The sequence below is a fragment of the Rhizobacter sp. P2_G4 genome, from assembly GCF_056403575.1.
The window spans coordinates 640,538-660,837 of sequence record NZ_JBFUFG010000002.1; the positions used below are offsets into that span (position 1 = coordinate 640,538).

At 65.3% G+C, this 20,300-nt stretch carries 17 protein-coding genes and 1 pseudogene; 6 read left to right on the forward strand and 12 right to left on the reverse strand.

Features of this window, described 5'->3' with window-relative positions; genetic code table 11:
• Positions 1-2 precede the first annotated feature (2 nt).
• The 4 genes from AC1DYS_RS09435 to AC1DYS_RS09450 form a co-directional block, all read right to left on the reverse strand.
• Positions 3-539, reverse strand: a complete 537-nt coding sequence (locus tag AC1DYS_RS09435; RefSeq protein WP_477898314.1) for a protease complex subunit PrcB family protein — start codon at positions 537-539, stop codon at positions 3-5.
• Positions 540-584: 45 nt separating this feature from the next.
• Complete coding sequence (locus tag AC1DYS_RS09440) at positions 585-3,671, reverse strand: PAS domain-containing protein (protein WP_477898316.1); 3,087 nt, start codon at positions 3,669-3,671, stop codon at positions 585-587.
• Between the two features lie 68 nt (positions 3,672-3,739).
• Positions 3,740-4,780 carry an NADP-dependent oxidoreductase gene (locus tag AC1DYS_RS09445; RefSeq protein ID WP_477898318.1) on the reverse strand — a complete coding sequence of 347 codons (1,041 nt, stop codon included), beginning with the start codon at positions 4,778-4,780 and terminating at the stop codon, positions 3,740-3,742.
• 140 nt (positions 4,781-4,920) lie between these two features.
• The gene (locus AC1DYS_RS09450; RefSeq protein ID WP_047484101.1) at positions 4,921-5,130 is read right to left on the reverse strand and encodes a cold-shock protein; all 210 of its coding nucleotides are present in this window, start codon (positions 5,128-5,130) and stop codon (positions 4,921-4,923) included.
• A 195-nt stretch (positions 5,131-5,325) separates the two neighbouring features.
• On the opposite strand from AC1DYS_RS09450, the gene AC1DYS_RS09455 reads away from it, so the two are divergent.
• Both AC1DYS_RS09455 and AC1DYS_RS09460 read left to right on the forward strand, forming a co-directional pair.
• Positions 5,326-6,321 carry an LLM class flavin-dependent oxidoreductase gene (locus tag AC1DYS_RS09455; RefSeq protein WP_477898321.1) on the forward strand — a complete coding sequence of 332 codons (996 nt, stop codon included), beginning with the start codon at positions 5,326-5,328 and terminating at the stop codon, positions 6,319-6,321.
• 20 nt (positions 6,322-6,341) lie between these two features.
• Positions 6,342-6,551 (forward strand): annotated as a pseudogene (locus AC1DYS_RS09460) (RNA-binding S4 domain-containing protein); the annotation flags it as partial.
• A gap of 119 nt (positions 6,552-6,670) precedes the next feature.
• On the opposite strand, the gene AC1DYS_RS09465 reads toward AC1DYS_RS09460, so the two are convergent.
• The 5 genes from AC1DYS_RS09465 to AC1DYS_RS09485 all read right to left on the reverse strand — a co-directional run bounded on the left by AC1DYS_RS09465 (position 6,671) and on the right by AC1DYS_RS09485 (position 10,055).
• Positions 6,671-7,198: a porin family protein gene (locus AC1DYS_RS09465; RefSeq protein ID WP_047484103.1), complete on the reverse strand. Its 528-nt coding sequence runs from the start codon at positions 7,196-7,198 to the stop codon at positions 6,671-6,673.
• Between the two features lie 168 nt (positions 7,199-7,366).
• Positions 7,367-7,618, reverse strand: a complete 252-nt coding sequence (locus tag AC1DYS_RS09470; protein ID WP_477898323.1) for a VF530 family protein — start codon at positions 7,616-7,618, stop codon at positions 7,367-7,369.
• A complete protein-coding gene (locus AC1DYS_RS09475) occupies positions 7,615-8,109 on the reverse strand; it encodes a cupin domain-containing protein (protein WP_477898325.1) in 495 nt (164 codons plus the stop codon). Before AC1DYS_RS09475 ends, AC1DYS_RS09470 begins: the two co-directional genes overlap by 4 nt.
• Positions 8,110-8,724: a PAQR family membrane homeostasis protein TrhA gene (trhA, locus tag AC1DYS_RS09480; protein WP_477898327.1), complete on the reverse strand. Its 615-nt coding sequence runs from the start codon at positions 8,722-8,724 to the stop codon at positions 8,110-8,112.
• A gap of 23 nt (positions 8,725-8,747) precedes the next feature.
• Positions 8,748-10,055 (reverse strand): GNAT family N-acetyltransferase, encoded by a 1,308-nt coding sequence (locus AC1DYS_RS09485; RefSeq protein WP_477898329.1) that lies wholly within the window; start codon positions 10,053-10,055, stop codon positions 8,748-8,750.
• A gap of 66 nt (positions 10,056-10,121) precedes the next feature.
• On the opposite strand from AC1DYS_RS09485, the gene AC1DYS_RS09490 reads away from it, so the two are divergent.
• Both AC1DYS_RS09490 and AC1DYS_RS09495 read left to right on the forward strand, forming a co-directional pair.
• A complete protein-coding gene (locus tag AC1DYS_RS09490) occupies positions 10,122-10,865 on the forward strand; it encodes a 2OG-Fe dioxygenase family protein (protein WP_477898331.1) in 744 nt (247 codons plus the stop codon).
• Positions 10,866-10,943: 78 nt separating this feature from the next.
• Positions 10,944-11,615 (forward strand): class I SAM-dependent methyltransferase, encoded by a 672-nt coding sequence (locus AC1DYS_RS09495; protein ID WP_477898333.1) that lies wholly within the window; start codon positions 10,944-10,946, stop codon positions 11,613-11,615.
• Here the strand turns inward: AC1DYS_RS09495 and AC1DYS_RS09500 are convergent.
• A complete protein-coding gene (locus AC1DYS_RS09500; RefSeq protein WP_477898335.1) occupies positions 11,604-13,604 on the reverse strand; it encodes a S9 family peptidase in 2,001 nt (666 codons plus the stop codon). The two genes, AC1DYS_RS09495 and AC1DYS_RS09500, sit on opposite strands and share 12 nt — an antisense overlap.
• Positions 13,605-13,687: 83 nt before the next feature.
• On the opposite strand from AC1DYS_RS09500, the gene AC1DYS_RS09505 reads away from it, so the two are divergent.
• Entirely contained in the window at positions 13,688-13,981 is a 294-nt protein-coding gene (locus tag AC1DYS_RS09505) for a hypothetical protein (RefSeq protein WP_477898337.1), read from the forward strand.
• A gap of 326 nt (positions 13,982-14,307) precedes the next feature.
• Positions 14,308-15,417 (forward strand): ribosome small subunit-dependent GTPase A, encoded by a 1,110-nt coding sequence (rsgA, locus tag AC1DYS_RS09510; protein ID WP_477898339.1) that lies wholly within the window; start codon positions 14,308-14,310, stop codon positions 15,415-15,417.
• A 7-nt stretch (positions 15,418-15,424) separates the two neighbouring features.
• Here rsgA and AC1DYS_RS09515 read toward each other — a convergent pair whose 3' ends face one another.
• Both AC1DYS_RS09515 and AC1DYS_RS09520 read right to left on the reverse strand, forming a co-directional pair.
• A complete protein-coding gene (locus AC1DYS_RS09515) occupies positions 15,425-17,137 on the reverse strand; it encodes a diguanylate cyclase domain-containing protein (protein WP_477898341.1) in 1,713 nt (570 codons plus the stop codon).
• On the reverse strand, positions 17,130-20,297 hold the full coding sequence (locus AC1DYS_RS09520; protein ID WP_477898343.1) for an acetoacetate decarboxylase family protein: 3,168 nt from the start codon (positions 20,295-20,297) through the stop codon (positions 17,130-17,132). The genes AC1DYS_RS09515 and AC1DYS_RS09520 overlap by 8 nt, the downstream gene beginning before the upstream one ends.
• Positions 20,298-20,300 lie beyond the last annotated feature (3 nt).

The following is a 20,300-nucleotide window of genomic DNA, read 5'->3' on the forward strand; positions in this document are numbered from 1 at the left end:
TCCTAGCGCGACGAGGGCGTGAGGTCGACCAGCATGCGCTCCTGCCGCTGCTGGTCGACGATCTGCAGTGCGCGGTAATCACCGCGTGGCAAGCTGAAGATCACGCAAGGCTGGGTGACCACCGTGGCCTGCATGACGCCCGGCTCGGGCTGCTGCCACAAGCTGCTCACGGTCAGCACCCGGCTGTCGAGACGCACGGTGGCGGCGGTGACACCGATCTGGTAACCCGCGCTCGGTTGCTGGCCCATGGACAGCAGCATCACCATGCTGCTGGCAAAGTCGATCATGGGCACGGGCGGCTGGTCGGCTCCCAGCGCGCGCCCACCGGTGATGACTTGCGTGAGCGCGGCCTGGTCCTGCACCGGGTGTACGGAGGGCTGCGCTCTTCCGCACGAGACGCTCGCGTGGATCGTCACCGGTCGCAGTTCGGTCGCGCCGCGTGGTGGGGCGGTGGGTGCAGGCGCCGGCGTCGGCGCTTGGCAGGCGCAGAGCAGCAGGCAAGTCGCGCTGAGGCCGAGGAGTCGTGATGTCGATGTCATGAGTTCGTGGTGCTGGGTATTCAAGAGCGCAAGTGCGCAAGTGCGTCAGGCGGCCGAGACGTCTTGTACGGGGAAGCGCTGGTCGAGCGCTGCGAGGAAGCTGCTGAAGTCGATCGGCTTCGTCCAGTAGTCGCTGAAGCCGGCGGCGGTGGCGCGTGCGATGTCGGCCTGCATGGCGTTGGCCGACAGGGCGATGCAGGGGATGTGCGCAGTCTGTGCCTGCTGCTGCAGGTGGCGCAAGACTTCGAAGCCGTCGATGTCGGGCAGCTGGATGTCGATCAACACCAGGTCGGGCAACAGCGCCGCGGCACGCGCCACACCGGCCAGGCCGGTGACGGCCGATTCGAGCCGGAGGCCGGGCCGCATGCGAACGAGTTCTTCGACCAGCAGCACGTTTACCGGGTTGTCTTCGATGTAGAGCAGGGTGCCCTTGCGTTGACGTGAGTGTGGCGCTGCCATGGCCGCGGTAGGGGTCGCCGCGCGGTCTTGAGTGAGCTGATCAGGAGCGCGCGGCAGACGCACGGAGAAAGTCGAGCCGACGCCAGGCTGGCTGCTCACGCTCACCTCGCCCTGCATGCGCGTGGCGAGCGCCTTGACCACCGCGAGACCGATGCCGGTGCCTTCGATGTCTTCGCGCTCCATGCCCAGTCGATTGAAGGGCTCGAAGAGGTGGGCCAGCTGATCCTCGGTCATGCCGCGCCCGGTGTCTTGCACGAGAAGGCTCACGTCCTTGTCGCTGACCTGGCTCGACACCGTCACGCGGCCCTGTGGCCGGTTGTACTTGATGGCGTTGCTCAGAAGGTTGAGCACCATCTGGCGCAGGCGGGTGCGGTCGCCGAGGGCGACGCCAGCCAGCGCGTCGGTATGGATCGTCACACCATGCGTACGCGCCAGCGATTCAACCAGCGGCAAGGCCTCGTGCAGCACTGCGGCCAAGGGAACGGCTTGCACGTCGAGCTTGAGCTGGTCGCTGTCCAGACTGGAGAGGTCGAGCACATCGTCGATCAACGCCAGCAGGTGTTCGCCTGCGGACTGGATGTGCGCGAGCTTGTTGCGCTGCTGCGGTTGCAGCGCCTCCTTGCCGATCAGCAGCAGCTGCGCGAAGCCGAGCACGGCATTGAGCGGCGTGCGCAGCTCATGGCTCATGCGCGAGAGGAACTCAGACTTCGCCTTGCTCTCGCTCAGAGCCACTTCGCGTTCACGGCGGTTGACTTCGGCGTTCTTGGCTTCGGTCACATCCCAGTTGACGCCGATGCGCCGGTGGGTGTGGCCGTTGGCATCTGGCGCGGGCGTCGAGCGCGAGGCGAGCCAGCGCACCGAGCCGTCAGGCCACACGACGCGGAACTCGTACGACGTCGGGTGGGTGTTGAAGGCGGCTTCGCGCAGCTCTCGCTTGACGGCGTCGACGTCGTCGGGGTGTGTCATCGCCAGGCGCTGCGCGGCGTTCAGTGCATGCAGTTGCGGCTCCATGCCACGCAGGCCGAACATGGCTTCGTCCCACACGGCTTCGCCGGTGGTGACGTCCCACTCCCAGGTACCCATGCCGACGCTGCGCGCGGCCAGCGCCACGCGCTCGTTGACGTTGCGCAGCGCGGCTTCGGCGCGCTCGCGCTCCGTCACGTCGATCGTCACGCCGAAGACCATCAACGTGCCATCGCGCTTCTCGCGGCGGGCGCGGTTCACGAGCCAGCGAACCTCGCCATCGGGCCGCACGATGCGGCACTCATGTTCGACGGACATCGTTTCGGCCGTGATCTCCGCCCGCGCGCTCAGGATGGCCGCGCGGTCATCGGGGTGAACGATCTGGTAGATCCATTCATCGCGCGTCGGGCCGCCGAGGAATTGCGGGCGCCCGGTGATCTTGAACATCTGCTCGTTCCAGGTAGCGCGCGGCTCCTTCGGGTCGCGGCTCCAGATGCCCACACCTGCCGCGCTGACGGCAATCTCCAGCCGCTTGGCAAGCTCGCTCGCCTGGCGCAACTTCTCCACCTGGGTCGACACGTCGAGTGCGACGCCGATGAACTCGATCGGCTTGCCGCTCGGGTCGCGGTGCACCACGCGTCGCGTCAGCACGTAGATCCAGGTGCCGTCGGCGCGGCGGTAGCGCGCTTCCATGTCCACCGGCTCGTTGGTGTGCAGCGATTGCTCAGCGGTGGCCAGCACCTGCGCCATGTCGTCTGGGTGGATGAGGGCGCGCACCTGCTCCAGCGTCAGGCCATCAGGTACCGGCGGAATGCCGAGGATCTGAAAAGCAAGGTCGTTGTAGAAGATGCGGTTCAACGTCAGGTCGTGACGCCAGAACGCGATGTTGCCGAGCTCGACGGCAATCTTCAGCTGCGCGTTCGCCTTGTTGAAGGCATCGGCGAGCTGGTAGGCCTCGGTGTCATCGATCAGCAGGCCGATGGCACGGTTCGGAGCGCCTTGCTCGGAGGTCTTCACTTCCCAGTGGGAGTGCACGTGGCGAACGCCGCCGCTGGGCGATACGATCCGATAGCGGTGCTCGTAGAGGCCGGCGGCGAGCGTGGACTTGCGATAGACATTGCCGAGCTTGTCGTCCGGGTGCACACGCTGCTCGGCGACGGCGAAGTCGGGCGTGCCGCCCGAGGGCTCCATGTCGAAGAAATGGAACATGTGGCGGTCCCAGCGCCCCTCGCCGGTGGGGATGGCGCGTTCCCACACCGCCAGGCGGCCGAAGTCCTGTGTCATGTCGAGCAACTCGGCCTGACGGGCCGTCTCGGCACGCAGCCGCTCGGTTTCCGTGGTGTCTTGGAGGCTCAGCAGCAGGCGGGCCCCGTCCAGTTGCTCTGTCTCGCCGAGCACGCGTGCGGTCGCGAGCGCCGTGCGAACTTCACCGGATACATGCCGCCAAGTCAGCTCGGTGCGGTCGAAGCCGTGGCCCTGGCGCAAGGCGTTGGCAAGCGGAACCCAGCCGTCGCCAGCGCTCAACAGCTCGGCCGCTTCGTGCCCCAGCACCTCGACCAGGGCGTGGCCGCTGGCGCGGAGGAATCCCGCATTGGCCCAGACGATGCGGCCCTGCGCATCGAGCAAGGCCAGCAGGTCGGAGGCCGCATCCAATACGGCGGCCCAAGCCGGGGGAACGGACGGGATGATTGGCGGAACCTGAGGGGCCATGACAGGCCAGTCTAGCGGCCTGTCATTCGAGGCGGCTAGGCATCAACCCAGTCCGCCCGGCACCGGCATTACTCGGCCGCGACCTGCAGCACCAGTTTGCCGAAGTTCTCGCCGTTGAATAGCTTGAGCAGGGTCTCGGGGAAGGCGTCGACGCCACCGATGACGATGTCTTCCTTGCTCTTCATCTTGCCGGCTTTCAGGTAGCCGCCCATCTCGGCGATGGCGACGTGATAGCGGTCGGCGTAGTCGAACACCACCATGCCTTCCATGCGCGCCCGGTTGACCAGCAGCGACATGTAGTTCGCCGGGCCTTTCACCGCCGTGGTGTTGTTGTACTGGCTGATGGCGCCGCAGATCACGATGCGGGCCTTGCGGGTGATGCGGGTGAGCACCGTGTCGAGGATCTCGCCGCCCACGTTGTCGAAGTAGATGTCCACGCCCTTGGGGCATGCGTCGCGCAGGCCCTCTTTCAGGTTGCCGGCCTTGTAGTCGATGCAGGCGTCGAAGCCCAGCTCGCTCACCACCCAGTCGCACTTGGCCTTGCCGCCGGCAATGCCGACCACGCGCAGGCCGAGAATCTTGCCGAGCTGGCCCACCGTCTGGCCGACGGCACCAGCCGCACCGGAGACCACCAGCGTCTCGCCGGCCTTGGGCTGGCCGATGTCCATCAGGCCGAAATAGGCCGTCATGCCGGGCATGCCCAGCACGTTGAGCCATTGCGAGGGCGATGCCATGCGGGTGTCGACCTTGACGAGGCCCGTGCGCTTGATGTCGGCTTCAGCGATCAGGCATTGGGTCTGCACGCCAAGGCTCGCATACACGTGGTCGCCAACGGCGAAGGCCGGGTTCTTCGAAGCCACGACCACGCCGACGCTGCCGGCACGCATCACCTCGCCGATGCCGACTGGCGGGATGTAGCTCTTGCCTTCGTTCATCCAGCCGCGCATGGCCGGGTCGAGCGAGAGGCTGAGCGTCTTCACCAGCACGCCACCGGCCTGCGGCTCCTGCACGGGTTCGGATGTGAATTGCCAGTTCGCTCGGGTGGGCAGGCCCACGGGGCGCTCGGCCAGGCGGACTTGCTGGTTGGTGGTCTGGGCAAGGGTGGTCATGTTTGTCTCCGGCAAAAGTTATTGCGCATCGTAGTCTCGGCGCGGGGTGCCATCTGTCGCCCAGTTGTCAGCGGACTTTTGGAATGACGGGCAAAAAAAACGCGGCCGGAGCCGCGTTTTTTATGTGGCCTGAGCCAGATTTACAGCACGCGAATGTTCGCGGCTTGCAGACCCTTTTGGCCTTGCTTGACTTCGAATTCGACCTTCTGGTTTTCCAGCAGGGTCTTGAAGCCATTGCCTTGAATGTCACGGAAGTGGGCGAACAGGTCAGCGCCGCCTGCGTCTTGAGCGATGAAGCCGTAGCCCTTGCTCTCGTTGAACCACTTCACGGTACCGGTTTGAGTCGTCATGGACGAGTCCTATCTTTTGACAAAGTAATGCGCAGCACATGCTCCGCATGCAGAAACACTCAAGAAGAAACGTTATTGGGGGGGTCTGACGGAACCGGCTTGGAACCAAGCCGATGTTCGAAAAGATCACTAACAACCACTGTCTTGCGTATACCTGTAGGCTGAATATACACCAGCAGTTATAGACCCAAAACCATGAAGCTTTCCGTTCTCGATCAATCAGTTTCCCTCAGTGGCAGCAGTGAAAATGCGGCGATCCGCGACACGTTGGCACTGGCCGAACACGCCGAAGCGCTGGGCTACGAACGCTTCTGGCTGAGCGAACACCACAGCCTGCCGACCATCGTGGGCAGCGCGCCTGAAATCTTGATGGCGGCGATCGCCGCGCGCACCACACGCATCCGCATCGGCAGCGCTGGCGTGATGCTGCCGCACTATGCGGCGCTCAAGGTGGCTGAGCAGTTCCGTGTGCTCGAAGCTCTGGCACCGGGCCGCATCGACCTAGGTGTCGGCCGCGCGCCGGGCGGTGACATGCGCACGGCGCAAGCCCTCAATCCGCACACCTATGGCTCGGCAGAGCAGTTCCCTGAGCAGGTGCGCGACCTGCAGGCGTGGACGTCAGGTCTGCAGCACCGCGGCATCGTGGCGCACCCGCGCGGGCCGATGCGACCCGAGGTGTGGATCCTCGGCAGCTCCGACTACGGTGCGCAGCTCGCCGCGAACTTCGGCCTGCCCTATGCCTATGCGTACTTCTTCGTCGACGGGCAGGGTGTCGAGCAGGCTCTCGACCTGTATCGCCGCCTCTACCAGCCGAGCGAACGCCATCCGCGACCGCAGGCGACCATCTGCGTGTGGGCTCTGGCGGCCGACACCGAAGAAGAAGCCTTGCACCACGCGCTGAGCCGCGAACGTTGGCGCGTGGACCGCGGGCGCGGCATGCTCGGCCCGCTGCAATCACCCGATGCGATTGCAGCGCGCGGCTTCACACCCGAAGAGATGCAGACCGTAGCGCCGATGCGCCGCAAAGCCTTCGTCGGCACTGGGCCGCAGGTCGCGGACAAGCTGCGTGCCCTGGCCGACGAACTCTCACTGGACGAATTGGTGATCAACACCTGGGCGCACGACCCGGCAGTGCGTCGCAAATCGTATGCCCTGCTGGCGGACGAATTCAGATTGGCGCAAACTCGCTGAGACAACAGCGGAGGGGCGGTATGCGGATGATCGAATTCGAATTGCGTGGCGACTACATCACGCTCGACACCTTGCTCAAGGTCACCGGCCTGGCAAGCAGCGGCGGTGAAGGCAAAGCGATGGTGGCCGACGGCAAGGTCGAGGTCGATGGCCAGCAAGAGTTGCGCAAGACCTGCAAGATCCGCGCGGGCCAGGTGATCAGCGTGGCAGGCGCCCGAGTGCGAATCCACGCACCCACGATGCCGGCACCCTTGGAAGGTGCCGAAGAACGACCCCATGACCCAGAAGCCGGATCACGGGGGTCTTCTTCACGTCGGTCCTGAGCTCAGGACTGTCTTTCGGGACTGCCTCAGAAGCGGTAGTTGAAGCCGACCGAGAAAAGATCGGCCTTCGGCTTCACGCCCAGCGCGTCGAACTTGTAGCGTTCGAACTCAGCGCGCACCCCAGCGTTCGCGGTCAGGTCGTACTGAACACCGATACCGGCCTTGTACGACGTGCCGTTGTCGTCTGACGGTCCGTTGTCGAGCTTGCCCTGGAAGACGCCCAGGCGTGCCAGTCCCCACCATCCTGGCGCGAACATGACCTTTCCCACGCCGTCGAGGAAGACGCCATTGGCCTTCACCGTGCCGTTGCCGTAGTCGAAGCTGCCGAGGTCGACATAGCCGAGTTCCATGCCGATGTTGGGGGTGAAGTCGTACCCGCCATACAGCTTGCCGCCAGTATTGGAGTTGTCCAGACCGGGAAAGTCATCCCCCTTCAGCTTGGCTTGCCCGACGTTGCCGCCGACGTACAAGCCGCTGCCAGCGACCTGAGCTTGGGCCGAGACCACAAAGGCACCAGCGATGCAGGCTGCCAGAAGTTGAGGTTTTAGTTTCATTGGTTTTTCCTTTCAGAGGTCATCGAGACGGCGACCCGAAGATCACCAGTGTCGAATCGTCGTTGGGCATCAGGAAAGTCCCCATCGGAGAACGCTGCACATGCGCGTCAGCCCGCGCAGCTTGGAAGCGTAGGACGAGTGTCCCTGCGCGCGCTCAGGGCCTTTGCGTCAAGGCCTTTGCGGACGCGCCGAGCGTGCTTGCTCGCGCAGCATGAAGAGGTAAAGGCTCTCGACTTTCTCTCGCGCCCACGGTGTCTTGCGCAAGAACTTGAGACTCGAGGAAATGCTGGGGTCAGCGGTGAAGCAGCGGATGTCGATCTGTTCGCCGAGACCCGGCCAACCGAAGTACGCCACGAGATCGTTGAGCATCTTCTCCAGCGTGACACCGTGAAGCGGATTGCGAGGTTGCGTGGTGGTCATGACCGGGCCACGCCGGCAAGGCGTGCGAGATCGGGTTGCAGGCGAGCGATGGCGTTCATCGCCGGTTCATCATCGCGCGCGAACGCGAAGTCGGCAAACTCGAAACCGGGGCCAACCGTGGCGCCGATGTAGGCAAAGTCCGCGAGCGGTTCAGCCGCCTGCCACCAGCCGGCAGGCACGATGTGCCGCGGTGCCGAAGTCGCACTCGCAGCAGACAAATCGATAGCCTCGATGCGGTCCAGCTTCGGCGGCATGCACCACAGTCGCAACGGGCCGCCTTCGAGCCAGTGCCATGCCTCGTCGGAGGCCACGCGATGCCAGGCGCTGAACTCGCCGCGTTGCAGCAGAAAGTCGATGCTGGTGAGCGCGCTGCGCGCGGGGCGGCCATCGTCAGGCTTGACGTTCGCGGCCGAGCGGAAGATCTCTCGGTAGTGCCCGCCCTCAGGGTGCGGTGCGAGCTTCAGCAGCTCGATCAGTTCTGCAGCACGCATTCAGTTCACGTACAGCAAGACAGTGACGTAATGGCACACCGTGCCGGCGAGCACGAACAGGTGCCAGACGCCATGTGCATGGCGCCAGCGCTCGTCATTCGCATAGAACACGATGCCAGCGGTGTAGAGCAGGCCGCCGGCCACCAGCCAGGCCAAGCCGGCCGCGGGCAATTCCTGCACGAGTGGCACGGCGGCGATCACGCCGAGCCAGCCCATCGCCACGTAGAGCGGCACCGACGGCACGCGCTCGCGGCCCAAGCTCAGCTCTTTCACGATGCCGATGATGGCCAGGCCCCACACGGTGCCGAACAGGGCCCAGCCCCATGGGCCGCGCAACGTCACCAGCGTGAAGGGCGTGTAGGTGCCGGCGATCAGCAGGTAGATGGCGCAATGGTCGAACTTGACCAGCACCTTCTTCGCCGCGCCGCGCACGCTGTGGTACAGCGTGGAGGCGCCGTACAGCAACACCATCGTGGCGGCAAAGATGCTGAAGCTCACCACCTGCCACGCGTCGCCATGCAGCGCGGCCTGGGTGATGAGCACGGCCGCGCCGGCCACTGCGCCGAGCAGGCCGGCCAGGTGCGTGAAACTGTTGAATCGTTCTCCGTGGTACATGGGCCAAGAATTCCGTGAGATGGTTACGCGATTGTGTCAGCCGCGGTTTTGAACGGGCTGCGTTCGGGGGCTTCGTCGTGGCTCGCGGTGCGTGTCAGCGCGCTGACGATCCAGTTCAACGCCGAGACGCGGTGGCGCACTGCGCAGGCGAGCGGCTCGGGTTTGCAACCCATTTTTGCCTTGGGTTCGAGTGCGGTGCGACCCAGCGACAGGCGGCTTGCGCCAAATGCGATCGCGTCTTCGACCGTCGACTGGAGCAGTGCCAGGTAGATCGGTGCCTGCGCATTGGCCGCGCGGTCGTAGCCGATGTAGTACCCGAGTGCGGTGCTGCCGTCGCTGACGTTGGTGACGAAGCCCAGCCAGGTGCCATCGCGCTCGGCCACGCGGCAGACGAAGCGTTCGCCCAAGGCCTCGGCCATCGCGCCCAGGTAGTCGGGCGACAAGGTGGCCAGCCGCAAGCCCTGGCCCATGTGCACCTGCTCGTAGAGCGCATGCAGTTCATGTTGGCGTGCCTTCATCTCGGCCGCACTGGCGGCGCGCAGCACGATGCCGTTGGCGCTGCAGTCCTTCAGCAGCTTCTTCGCATTGCTGCGGTAGCTGGAGGTCAGGCTGGCGAGGTAATCGTCGTACTTCTTCCACCCAGGCTTGAGCGTGAGCACCATGTCGGGTTCGGTGTCGACGCTGCGGTAGCCAAGCAGCCGCAAGGCGTCGCGTGTGTGCTCGTGGTCGGCAGCAAAGTCCTTGACCATCACCACGTCGGATTCGCCCAGCAGCTTGTCGGCGCGGCGCAGTCGGTACATGGCCTCGCCCACACCGTGCCACAGCAAGGCCGCATCGGCCTCGGGCGCAAAGGCCACAGCGCGTGCACCCCACACCAGCAGGTTGCCGCAGACGAGCAGGTGCTCTTGCAGCCCGGCGAGTGGCTTGGCCATCACGCTTTTTTTGCTGCTCGGCTTGCGCAGGCGGTCACCGCTCACGCTCACTCGTTGGAACAGCATGATCGCGACCGGCTCGCCGGCCTGGTAGGCCATCGCATAGCGTGGCTGGATGTTCTTCGGCCCATGGGCCTCCAGCACGCGCAGGTAGTCGCGCGAGAGAAACACCGTTTGCGAACTCAGCGCATCCCAATGTGCCGGGTTGAGTGCATCGATGCAGTCGGCCAGTGCAAGCTGGAGCCCGGAGGCTTGGCGCCGCGCGGTGTGGCGGCTCTTCAGGGTGGCGGGGCTCGCGATCGAAGGCTTGAGCTTCTTCAGCGTGGTGCCGGTGCGCTTGAGCGAGTCGAGCGCGCTTCGCAGCGGTTTCTTGAGGGAGGCGGAACGTGAGGTGGCCATGCAAGGTGCCAGAGTGGGACCGCACGCAATCTACATCAGGCTCTCAGGGCTGGCATCATTCCGTTCATGACCTCCGGCCTCACACCTCCCTTCATCGCTCCCGCTGAACTGACCGATGCCCTGCGCAACGCGGGTTACGCCACCTTGAACCCGTCGGGCCTGTGCAAGCTCCTGCCTTGCGAGCCGGCTGCACTGAGCTCGCTGGAAGCCAGCTGGGACGACCTGCCGCCCGACGCCTACCTGCGTGATGGTGGTCACTACCGCCGGCGCCGGCACGCTTGCTTCGTCGTCGAAGGCGAGCTGGTGACGCAGGCACCGCACCGCGCGCACTGGCAGCCAGTGGAATACAACGCCTTGCACGGCGGGCTGGAGCGCTGGTTCGAGCCTATCGAGCCGCAGATCGTCGCGCAACCGGTGTGGACGCAGATGCTGCGTACGCTGAGCCAAAGCTGCTCGGCCATCAAGGGGGCGCAGCCGTGGTTCGTCGAGGCGCACCAGTTCCGCATCGACACCACCGACGGCATCGGCCGGCCCACGCCGGAGGGTGCTCACCGCGACGGGGTCGACTTCGTTGCGGTGATCCTGGTGAACCGCGTCGGGGTGAAGGGCGGTGAGACACGCGTGTTCGAAGCGGCCGGCCCGAAAGGGCTTCGTTTCACGATGACGGAACCGTGGACGACGCTGATGCTTGACGACGAGCGCGTCATCCACGAGAGCACGCCGATCCAGCCGTTGGATGTCGGTGGCCACCGCGACACCCTCGTGATCACCTTCCGCGCGCACGGGTTCCAGGGGCCCGTAGGGCCATAGCGCACAAGGAGTAGTCTTCGGGGCTGCATGCCTCTTCATGAGAAGCGTTGTGCGGTCCCGACACAACGCGAAGGCACCATGCCCGGCTACCAGGTCAAGCTCGAAACCATCCCCGTGGCGGGGCTGGCGATGCAGGTGCGTTCGCTGCTGGACAAGCAGCAGTTTCACGACCCGGATGGCGAGGCTGAGCGCTTGGGTATTTCATCCGCCACCTGGCCCCTGTTCGGCATGGTCTGGCCTTCCGCCCTGGTGCTGGCGGCGCACCTGCAAGACGCCGTGCTCGGCCAACGGCGCATTCTCGAAGTGGGTTGTGGCCTCGCGCTGGCGAGCCTCTCACTGCACCGCCGGCACGGCGACGTGACCGCAAGCGATTGCCACCCGCTGGCGGGCGCTTTCCTCGGCGAGAACCTGAAGCTCAACGCGTTGCCGGCGCTGCCCTACCTGCATGGCGACTGGGCCACCGTCAATACCGAGCTCGGCCTCTTCGACATGATCATCGGCAGCGACGTGCTCTACGAGCGCGACCAGCCCGGCTTGCTGGCTGCCTTCATCGAGCGCCATTCGCAGGCGGCGATGGAGGTGGTGATCGTCGACCCCGATCGCGGAAACCGCGCCGGCTTCAACCGGCTGATGGACACCCTGGGCTTCGACCGCGAAGAACTCAAGGTCAGGCAGTTGCCGGACGGCAGCATGCCCTACAAGGGGCGTGTGCTGAGCTATGCGCGGGCAGCGCGGCGTTTACCGACCTAGCGTCTTCTGCAAGAAGAGGATGGTCGCGTAGAACTGGTAGTCGGCGTTTTCCTTGCGCGCGAAACCATGGCCTTCGTTCTCGGCGCGCAGGTACCAGACCGTTGTGCCGTTGGCTCGGGCCTTGGCAACGATCTGCTCGGCCTCGGTGTACGGCACGCGCGGGTCGTTCTTGCCCTGCACCACGAACAGAGGCTTGGTGATGCGGCTGGCATTCGTCAACGGCGAGATCTTTTCGAGGAACTCGCGCATCGCTGCGTCTCGCTCATCGCCGTACTCCACGCGACGCAGGTCGCGGCGGTAACTCTCGGTGTTTTGCAGGAAGGTGACGAAGTTCGAGATGCCCACCACGTCGATCGACGCGGTGATGCGGTCGGCGTAATTGGTGCTGACGGCCAGGCTCATGTAGCCGCCGTAGCTGCCACCGGTGACGATGACCTTCGATGCGTCGAGCTGCGGCTGGGTGGCGATCCAGTCGAGCAGGGCGCCGATGTCCTTCACCGAGTCTTCGCGCTTCAGCCCATCGTCGAGCGCGATGAAGCTCTTGCCGAAGCCGCTGGAGCCGCGCACGTTGGGCTCGATGACCGCCATGCCCAGCTCGTTGATGAAGTAGTTGTAGCGGTTCTTGAAGCCCATCGTGGCCTGGCCTTCTGGCCCGCCGTGGATCAGGATCATCACCGGCCGCTTGCCGGTGAAGCGTGCGGGCGGTGGGTTCAGCAGGCCCGAGATGCTGCGGCCGTCGAAGCTCTTCCAGCGGATGATCTGCTGGTCGGCAAAGCCCGCCATGTCGACGCCGGGTGGCGCATAGGCACGTGTCCATTGCTCGACGCGGCCACTTGCCGGCGCCAACGAATAGAGCTGGCTCGGGCCCTGCGCGCGGTTGAGCGAAAACAGCAGTTCGCCCGAGCGGCGGTTGAAGGCGGCGCTGCCCACGCTGCCCGAGGGCACGGCCGGTGCCGGCATCTCCTTCAGCGTGCGGCCGTCGAACAGGTGCAGCTCGCTGCGGCCGTCGACATTGAATTGCGCAGCGACCACTGCGCCGTCTTCGCTCACCTCGACACCGCTAACGTCCCACGCGATGTGCGAGCTCATGCGGGTGAGCTTGCGGTTGGAGAAGCGGTACGACATCAGTTCCTGGAACTCGCTGGCGCGGTCGCTGACGACGTACAGGCCGGCGTCGCCGTTCATGAATTCGCTGGCGGTATAGGAGGCGCGCTCCTTGCTGCCGGCGGCTGGCAGGATCTTCGTGGTCTTGCCGCTGGCGAGATCGAGCAACCACACCTCGGACTCATTGGCCGAGATGTAGCGCGTGAGGGCCACGCGTTTGTCGTCATGCGAGACGCTGCTGGCTGCCCAGCCGCCGCCTTCGAGTTCTGCCACCTTGCGAGGGGACTGCGGCTTGAGCGGGTCGACGAGACGGAAGGTGGTGGTGACCTTCGCGCGTGTGCCGCCTTCCGCCGTCTTGTCGAGCGGCAGCGAGGCGGTCAGCAGCAGGCTGCTCTTGTGCAGCCACACCTGCAGGTTGTGGCGCTCGATGGAATCCGTGAGCAAGGTCGTCTCTTTCGTCGCGAGATCGAGACGGTAGAGCTGATCGGCTTCGCTGCCACCCACGCTGCGTTCGAAGACGAGGTACTTGCCTTCGCGCGGCTCATAAGTGGCGGTGGTCACCGGGTCGGCCGAGTCGGTCAGTTGCTCTGGCTCTGCGAGCGGGCTCTTCACGCGGAAGAGTTGCGCGGTATTGCCACCGGCCTTGCGGTGCGCCACGACGATCTCGCGTTGCGTGGGGTGCCAGTCGACGAGGCCATGGCCACGGAAATCGGTGTACTTGGCCACCTGATCGACCAGGCTGGTCGGAACCGGAGGGATGCCCTGCGTCATCAGATTGGCGTTGGGTGCCAGTACCGAGACGGGCGGTGGCGCGGGCGGCGCAGGAGGAGGTTTGCTGGAGCAGGCAGACAGAACGATGGCTGTGGCCAGGGCGAGTTTCTTCATCCGATGAGTTCCCATGTGCGGTGAGCGTGCATTGTGACGCGGCCGATAATCGCCTCGACCTGTTGTCTGCTCAGAGGCCTCGCTTGTTGATCTTCGTCCAACGCTTCATTTCCGTCGTTCTGCGCCTGCTGCTCGTTGGCGTGGGCCTGGTGTTCGCGGCCTGTCTGCTGGTGGCGGGCCTCGTGCTCACGCTGCTGCTCGTGGGCTGGAGCCTGATCCGCGGCCGTCGCCCGCGCGTCGTGCGATTTCGCGTCGACCCGCGTTCGCCGTTTTCCGGCATGCGCCGTGGTGCTACCGCGGGACAAGGCGAGGTGGTCGACATCGAGGCACGTGAAGTACCTGATGTATCGCAACAATTGCGACATGACGAGCGTTGACCGCATCCGCGAGGCGTGCCAGACTTCGCACCCTGCGCTTCTGGCGCACCTCTCACATCCGACCAACCCACCTGAAGGAGACCACTCAATGACGCACACTGACATTGCCCTCCTGTGGGTCGCCGCTCGCAACGCCTGAGCTGCTTCGTCGCTTCTCTGATCGAGTCTCTGACCGAGATTCCTTCTCCCTGAGATCTGACTTTCCGCTGTGGCGCGTTCTGCGCTGCGGTTGACCTGCCTCCCTCACTCGTGGCCCGCGCCTTTGGCGTGCTGGCATTCGCATGGCCTCGCGCCGTGCATTCCGACGATGGAAGACAGATCTCACCATGATCGAAATGGATGTCGAGCGTTTGCGCTCGGTTGGTTTGACCCCCGCGATGGCCCTGGTCGCCATCTGTTCTCAACCCGTTCCCGAAACCGATTCGGACGAAGATGGTGACGCGTCGCCAGGCAGCCTGGTGCGCGTGATCGAAGTGCACCGCGAGACGCTGCAGGTGCACGACGGCCTGCACGAACGCAGCGTGCGTGTGCTGCCACGGCTAGCACGCACGCTCTCCGAACAGGACACCGCCGTCGCCGTGGGCGACTGGGTCGTGCTCGTGCACGACGCCCATGGCCAGGCGTGGATTCACGAGCGCATTGCGCCGCTCTCGCACATCGCGCGGCGTGATGCCGATGGCCGGCGCCATCCGGTCGTCAGCAATGTCGACACGGCCTTGCTCGTGATGGGGCTGGACGACGACTTCAACCCGCGCCGGCTGGAGCGCTTCCTGACGCTGGTGCAAGGCCAAGGCGTGACGCCGGTGGTGGTGCTGACCAAGGCCGACACGGTGGCGCGCGATGCCGTCGACCGGGCCACGGCCGAACTGCGCTCACGCATTTCGGCGCAGATCGACGTGGTGGCGGTGAACGGCATGGCGCCCGAGACCACACGGGTGCTCGACGCCTACCTGGCACCCGGGCAGACGGTTGTGCTGCTGGGTTCGTCAGGTGCCGGCAAATCGACGCTCACCAACGCGCTGGCCGGCGCGGCGCTGCAAGACACCGGCGCGGTGCGCGAACACGACAGCCGCGGCAAGCACACCACGACCTCGCGCTCGCTGCACCGGCTGCCAGGCGGCGCCTGCGTGATCGACACGCCGGGCCTGCGCACCTTGCGGCCCGATGCCGACGAAACCTCGCTCGCCGCGAGCTTCGAAGACATCGCCTCGCTGGCCTTGCAATGCCGCTTCCGCGATTGCCGGCATGGCGACGAGCCCGGCTGCGCGGTGCGCGATGGCGTGCCACCGGATCGGCTGCGCAACTACCAGAAGCTGCTGCGCGAGGTGCGCCGCGACACACTCTCGGCAATCGAGCGGCAGCAGCAACTGTCGCAGTGGAAGGCGCGGGGCCGCGAAGGCCAGATGCGCCTGAAGATGAAGCGCGGCGAAGTGTGACGCAGCCTCAGCCGCTCTTTGGCACGGTCGACGAGGCGGCGGCAGGGGCCTTCTTTGTCGTTTTGTGGAGGTACATGCGCGCGTCGGCATGCATCAGCAATTGCGCCCCTGAATTGATCTCCGAGCCGAAGGCGATGCCGTAGCTGATGCCGCTGTCGGTGAAGCCGGATTCGTGCAGCTTGCGCTCGATCACGTCGATGGCCTTGCGGGTGGCCTCTTCGTGCGAGCGCTCGCCGAGCACGGCGAACTCGTCGCCACCGAGCCGGTACACGCTCATGCCGTCCGCCTGGAGCTCGCTCAGGTGCTGGGCAAATGCGCGCAGCAGGGCATCGCCATGTGCATGGCCGCGATCGTCGTTGATGCGCTTGAGGCCGTCGAGGTCGATCATCACGAGCATCGTGCGCTCGGGCGTCTGCGTGTCGGCGCCGGTGGTCGTCATCACGCTGATGGCGCGGTCGAAGGCATGGCGGTTGGCAATGCCAGTGAGCGAATCGGTGCTGGCCTGGCTCAGCGCGTGGTTGAGCCGATTCAGGTATTCGTCTTTCTCGCGGCCGAGCAGGCGGATCTTGTCGGCCAGCGCAAAGGCCAGCAGCACGCCGTCCGTGGTGGCACCGAGCAGCGTGAACAGCTCGATGTTGCGCATCACGCTCGGCACCAGGCCGAAGTTGGCCGGCAAAATGAGGATGGCCGGCAGCAACAGCGCAAAAAAGGCCGCCAGGAAGTAGCGCGCCGGCAAGTAGCCCTGGCCAAGCCGGATCATTCCCGACACCAGCGCGAGCGTCAGCGTGACCGAGATCACTGCCGTGGCCAGCAGGTGCGCGTAGGCCACGGAGATGAAGCACACCGGCATCAGCGCGATCGTCACGAACATGTTGCCGCGCGCCACCCAGGCCAGCCGTGGGGCGTGCTCGGAGAGGCGCAGGAACTCGAGGAAGAACATGGTGTTGAACACCGCACCAAGGTAGAACGCCACGTAGTGCCAGCTCAAGCCGCGCCAGCCCAGCCAGTCGGAGGCGACGTGCAGCGTCATGCCCCATGAGGCGGTGGCCGTCAGCAGGTAGAGCGCGTAGTACAGCAACGCGCGGTCGCGCACGCCGAAGTAGACGAAGAGGTTGTAGAGCGCGAGCGTGAGCATGGCGCCCAGCGCGCACAGCGTCATCACGTTTTCAGAGATCACCGTCTTGCGGTAGGCGGCTTGCGTAGACACGTAGACGCTCGGGTAGCGCGCGAAATAGCTGCTCTCGATGCGCAGCAGCACGTGCGCCTGCGCGCCCACAGGCAGCTCTACATTACCGCCGTAGTGCAGCATGTAGGTGCTCGTCGCGTTGTAGCCGGTGACGAACGACTGCACCGGCTGCCCGGGTGCGTAGACGCGTACGTCGATGCGCTCCATCAGCGTGCCGGTGGGGTCGACGACCCAGTGCGTTTGCCCGGTGTCGTTCTGCAAGGTCGCATGAAACCAGTAGCTGCCGCCGAAGAGGCTCACGCGCTCGATCGGCCTCTGCTTGGCCAGCCATGCGTTCAAGCCGGACTGCGTGGCGGGTGGCCCGTCGTCTTGCGCGACGTAGAGCTGGCCGCGCGAAGCGATCTCCACTTCGGCGTCGCCGCTCAGCACGATGGCCGGCTCTCCGCCCGCCCAGGCCCCCGTGCACAGCAGCCCGCTGGCGAACACGAGCGCACGCAGCCACAGCAGCAGCCGCAAGGGCAGGGCCTTACACATCCTTGTCACCCGCAATCACTTGCGGGTGGCCGCAAATGGCCTGGGACGTCTGCATGCCGGCCATCACTGCTGCCTCGACGCAGCCGGCGTTGACGCCGGTCCTGATCCAGTCGCCGGTGACGTACAGGTTGCTAAAGCCGGTGGAGTGAGTGTGCAGTCGGTGCTTCGTGCTGTCGACCACCGAGAGCACGTAGCGCTCGGAAGGGTCGACGTTGGCGCGCCAATACTGGCTGTCGAAGCGCTTCTCGCCTCGCGCGCCGGTGGTATCGATCAGGCTCGCCCAGTCGAAGCTGTGCGCGGTGCACACGGCCGGCCACAGGGCATGGATGTGGTGCTTGAGCTGGCCGATGGCTGACTGCTTCACCTGCTCGGCCATGCGGGCCGGGAAGCCGTGATCGCTGAATGGCGGGTAGTCGGTGATCGGCAAGGCGCTGCAGAAGTACGAGACGTTCTTCGGTTCGAACTGGACCGGCCAGCTTTCTCGCACCAGGGTCTGGTCCATCGGGCCCCAGGTATCGAAGGGCTCGCTGAAGCTGGTGAGCACGGGTTCTTCGTTGCCACGGCCAAAGTCCGTCCAGCCGAGCTGCTTCACGGTCTTGTCGAGCCACACCTGGTAGGACTGCGTGGCGGCCGTCTTCACGTACTTCACCGAGGCCTGCAGCGCCGGGCTGCGTGCCACCAGTTGCGGGCAGAGCTGCGCCACGCTGTCGGCCGAGATGCCGAAGATCACCTTGTCGAAATCGACGCCGCGTTTCAGCGTGACGCAGGGCAGGGGCTGGCCGAACGCCTTCTGGTAGCGCTCGGGCCAATCGCTCCAGTTCGATTCGAGGTTCACACCGCATTCTTGCAACAAGCGGGCCTGAGCCGGGTCGAGCTGGTCGTAGAGCGGCTGGTTGGGCCAGCAGCCCAGGCTTTTCACCGTGACGAGCGGGTCGTAGCCGTCACCGGCCAGGTCGACTTGCCGCGTGAGGCGGATCTGCGCCACGGTGTCGCTGCCGGCCTCGGGCACCAGCTCCTCGACCTTGTGGAAGAACTCGAACTTCACGCCGCGCTTCTTCAACACTTCGTAGAAGGGCGTGAACACGGTGTCGCCCATGCCGGCCTGCATCTTCCACATGATGCCGCCCTGGTAGCCGCAAGACATGCGGAAAATGCCGCGCAGCATGGTGCCGGCTTCGATGTTGGGCTTCTCGAAGTTGCCGTCTTCGTAGGCGAACACCAGGTCGTAGAGGCCACGGATGGGCGCCGAGTGGACGCTGATCTTCGGGTTGGCGCCATGGCGCGTGAGCCAGGCGTAGAGGTCTTCGTCGTTGATGACGTCGAAACCCTCCACGAACACGCCGTCTTCGAACATGCCGATCAGCGAGGTGATGGCCAGGTCGATGCAGATATAGAGCCGGCGAAGGTCATCAACCACGTCGCTCGCCTCGGCGCGCTCGCCGAATCGGCTTTGCAGCGCGCTGCGCACGCTCTTCAGCGCAGCGGCCTGCAGCGCGTGCTGGCCTTCGTCGTGATCGCCCAGGTCGGGCAGGCTCTGCGCGAAGGTCAGGGCCGCGTCGAACACGCTGTGCACGTCGGAGACGATGGTTTCGACCGTGCGTTCCACGTGCGCGGCCAGCGTGTGCAGCCAGTCGCCGATGTCGATCTCGGTGATCGACACCGAGGTGGTCGTCACCGTGGTGGTCGAGGTCATCGAGGCCACGCCGTGCTTGTTGTCCAGGTCGCGCAGCCACATCTTGATCCACTCGTACATCGTCAGTGCGATGTCCCACAGGCCGATGTCTTCGTCGCCGTTGCCGGGCTCGCCCGGCATGACCGGCGTGTCGATCACCCACTGGCGCCAGGTGCCGTCGATCAGCTCGCTCAGTGCGAAGGAATGTTGTGGCTTGAAGGCGTCTTTCCAGGTGGCCAGCGGCGCGCCAGGTGGGCGGCCCATCAGCTCGTAGGCGCGCTGGATGGTCTTGAACGCGTTTTGATAGAAGCCGAACCAGATGTGCAGGCCGTGCTCCTCGATGCGCTGGCCCAGCGCTGCGTTCCGCCCGCTTGCGCCCTTGCCGCCGAGGCGCCAGCCCATCTGGTAGACGGTGATGTCGTACTGGTTCTGCCAGCCCGGCTGGTCGGTGAGGTAGAACGCTGCCGTCATTGCAGCAACGCCGCCGCCGAGGATGGCAATCTTCTCCGGCGCGATCTGCGAGTTGTCGTAGATCTCTTCGCCCGGCGTCACCTCGAAGTCGAAGCTCAGGTGAAACGGCAGGATGGCCTGCTGCGGCCCGAACGGCAGGCCCAGCGTCTCGTTGAGCGGAAAGCTGGCGAAGGGGTGCAGCGTGAGCTCGTAGTCGTCGCCGAGCACCTCTACGCCGTGTACCGCGGTGACCTTGGCGGGCGCGGCCACGATGGCCTGGTACACCGCCTTGATTCCCGAGGCGTCGGGAAACTGCTTCAGAAAGATCTGCTCGCAACCGGGGCTGCGCAGCATCTGCGCGATCTGTTCCCAGCCTTCCTTGTCAAGCTCGAGCGTGGCCGGCAGGTTGGCGGCGATGAGCTCGATGGCTTCTTCGATCAGCTCGATGAAGCCGCCCAGTGCCTTCGCGCCATCGCGGTTGGTGGTGGCGGCCACCTCGATCAGCGGGTGCTGCGTGAGTGGCGAGTCGGGCGAGAAGGGCTGGAAGCCGCGCGCTGCCAGCGAGAAGTAGCGCGCGGGCTCGCCCGAGGCTGGCATGCTGTAGTCGCACAGGTACTTGGGGTAGCCGAAGAGCTCGCGGCCGTTGATCATGGCCATGCCGTCGTCTACCCAGATGTGGCAAGGGTAGAAGAACACGCGGCTGATGCCGGTCTCGCCCTTCTTGATCTGGCCCACCATCACCCAGGTGATGATGTCGGTCTCTTCGCCCCAGCCCTTGGCCTGGTCGCTCGGCCAGGTGGAGTAGGCACGCTGCACCTTGGTGAAGGTGAGCATCACGAACGGCGAGAACACCTGGAATCGCATCTCGCCGCCTGCGCAGGCGGTGAGCGCAGCGTCGACGGTGGCTTGCAGCTTCGTGAGGTCGCCCCGCACGAAGAAGCCGTACATCTCGGAGTCTTTGAGCTGAAGCGGCGGATGCATCAGCGGCGAGCCGCCCGGATAGAGAAAGTCAGGGCGGTTCGTCTTCGATGCGGTCATGGT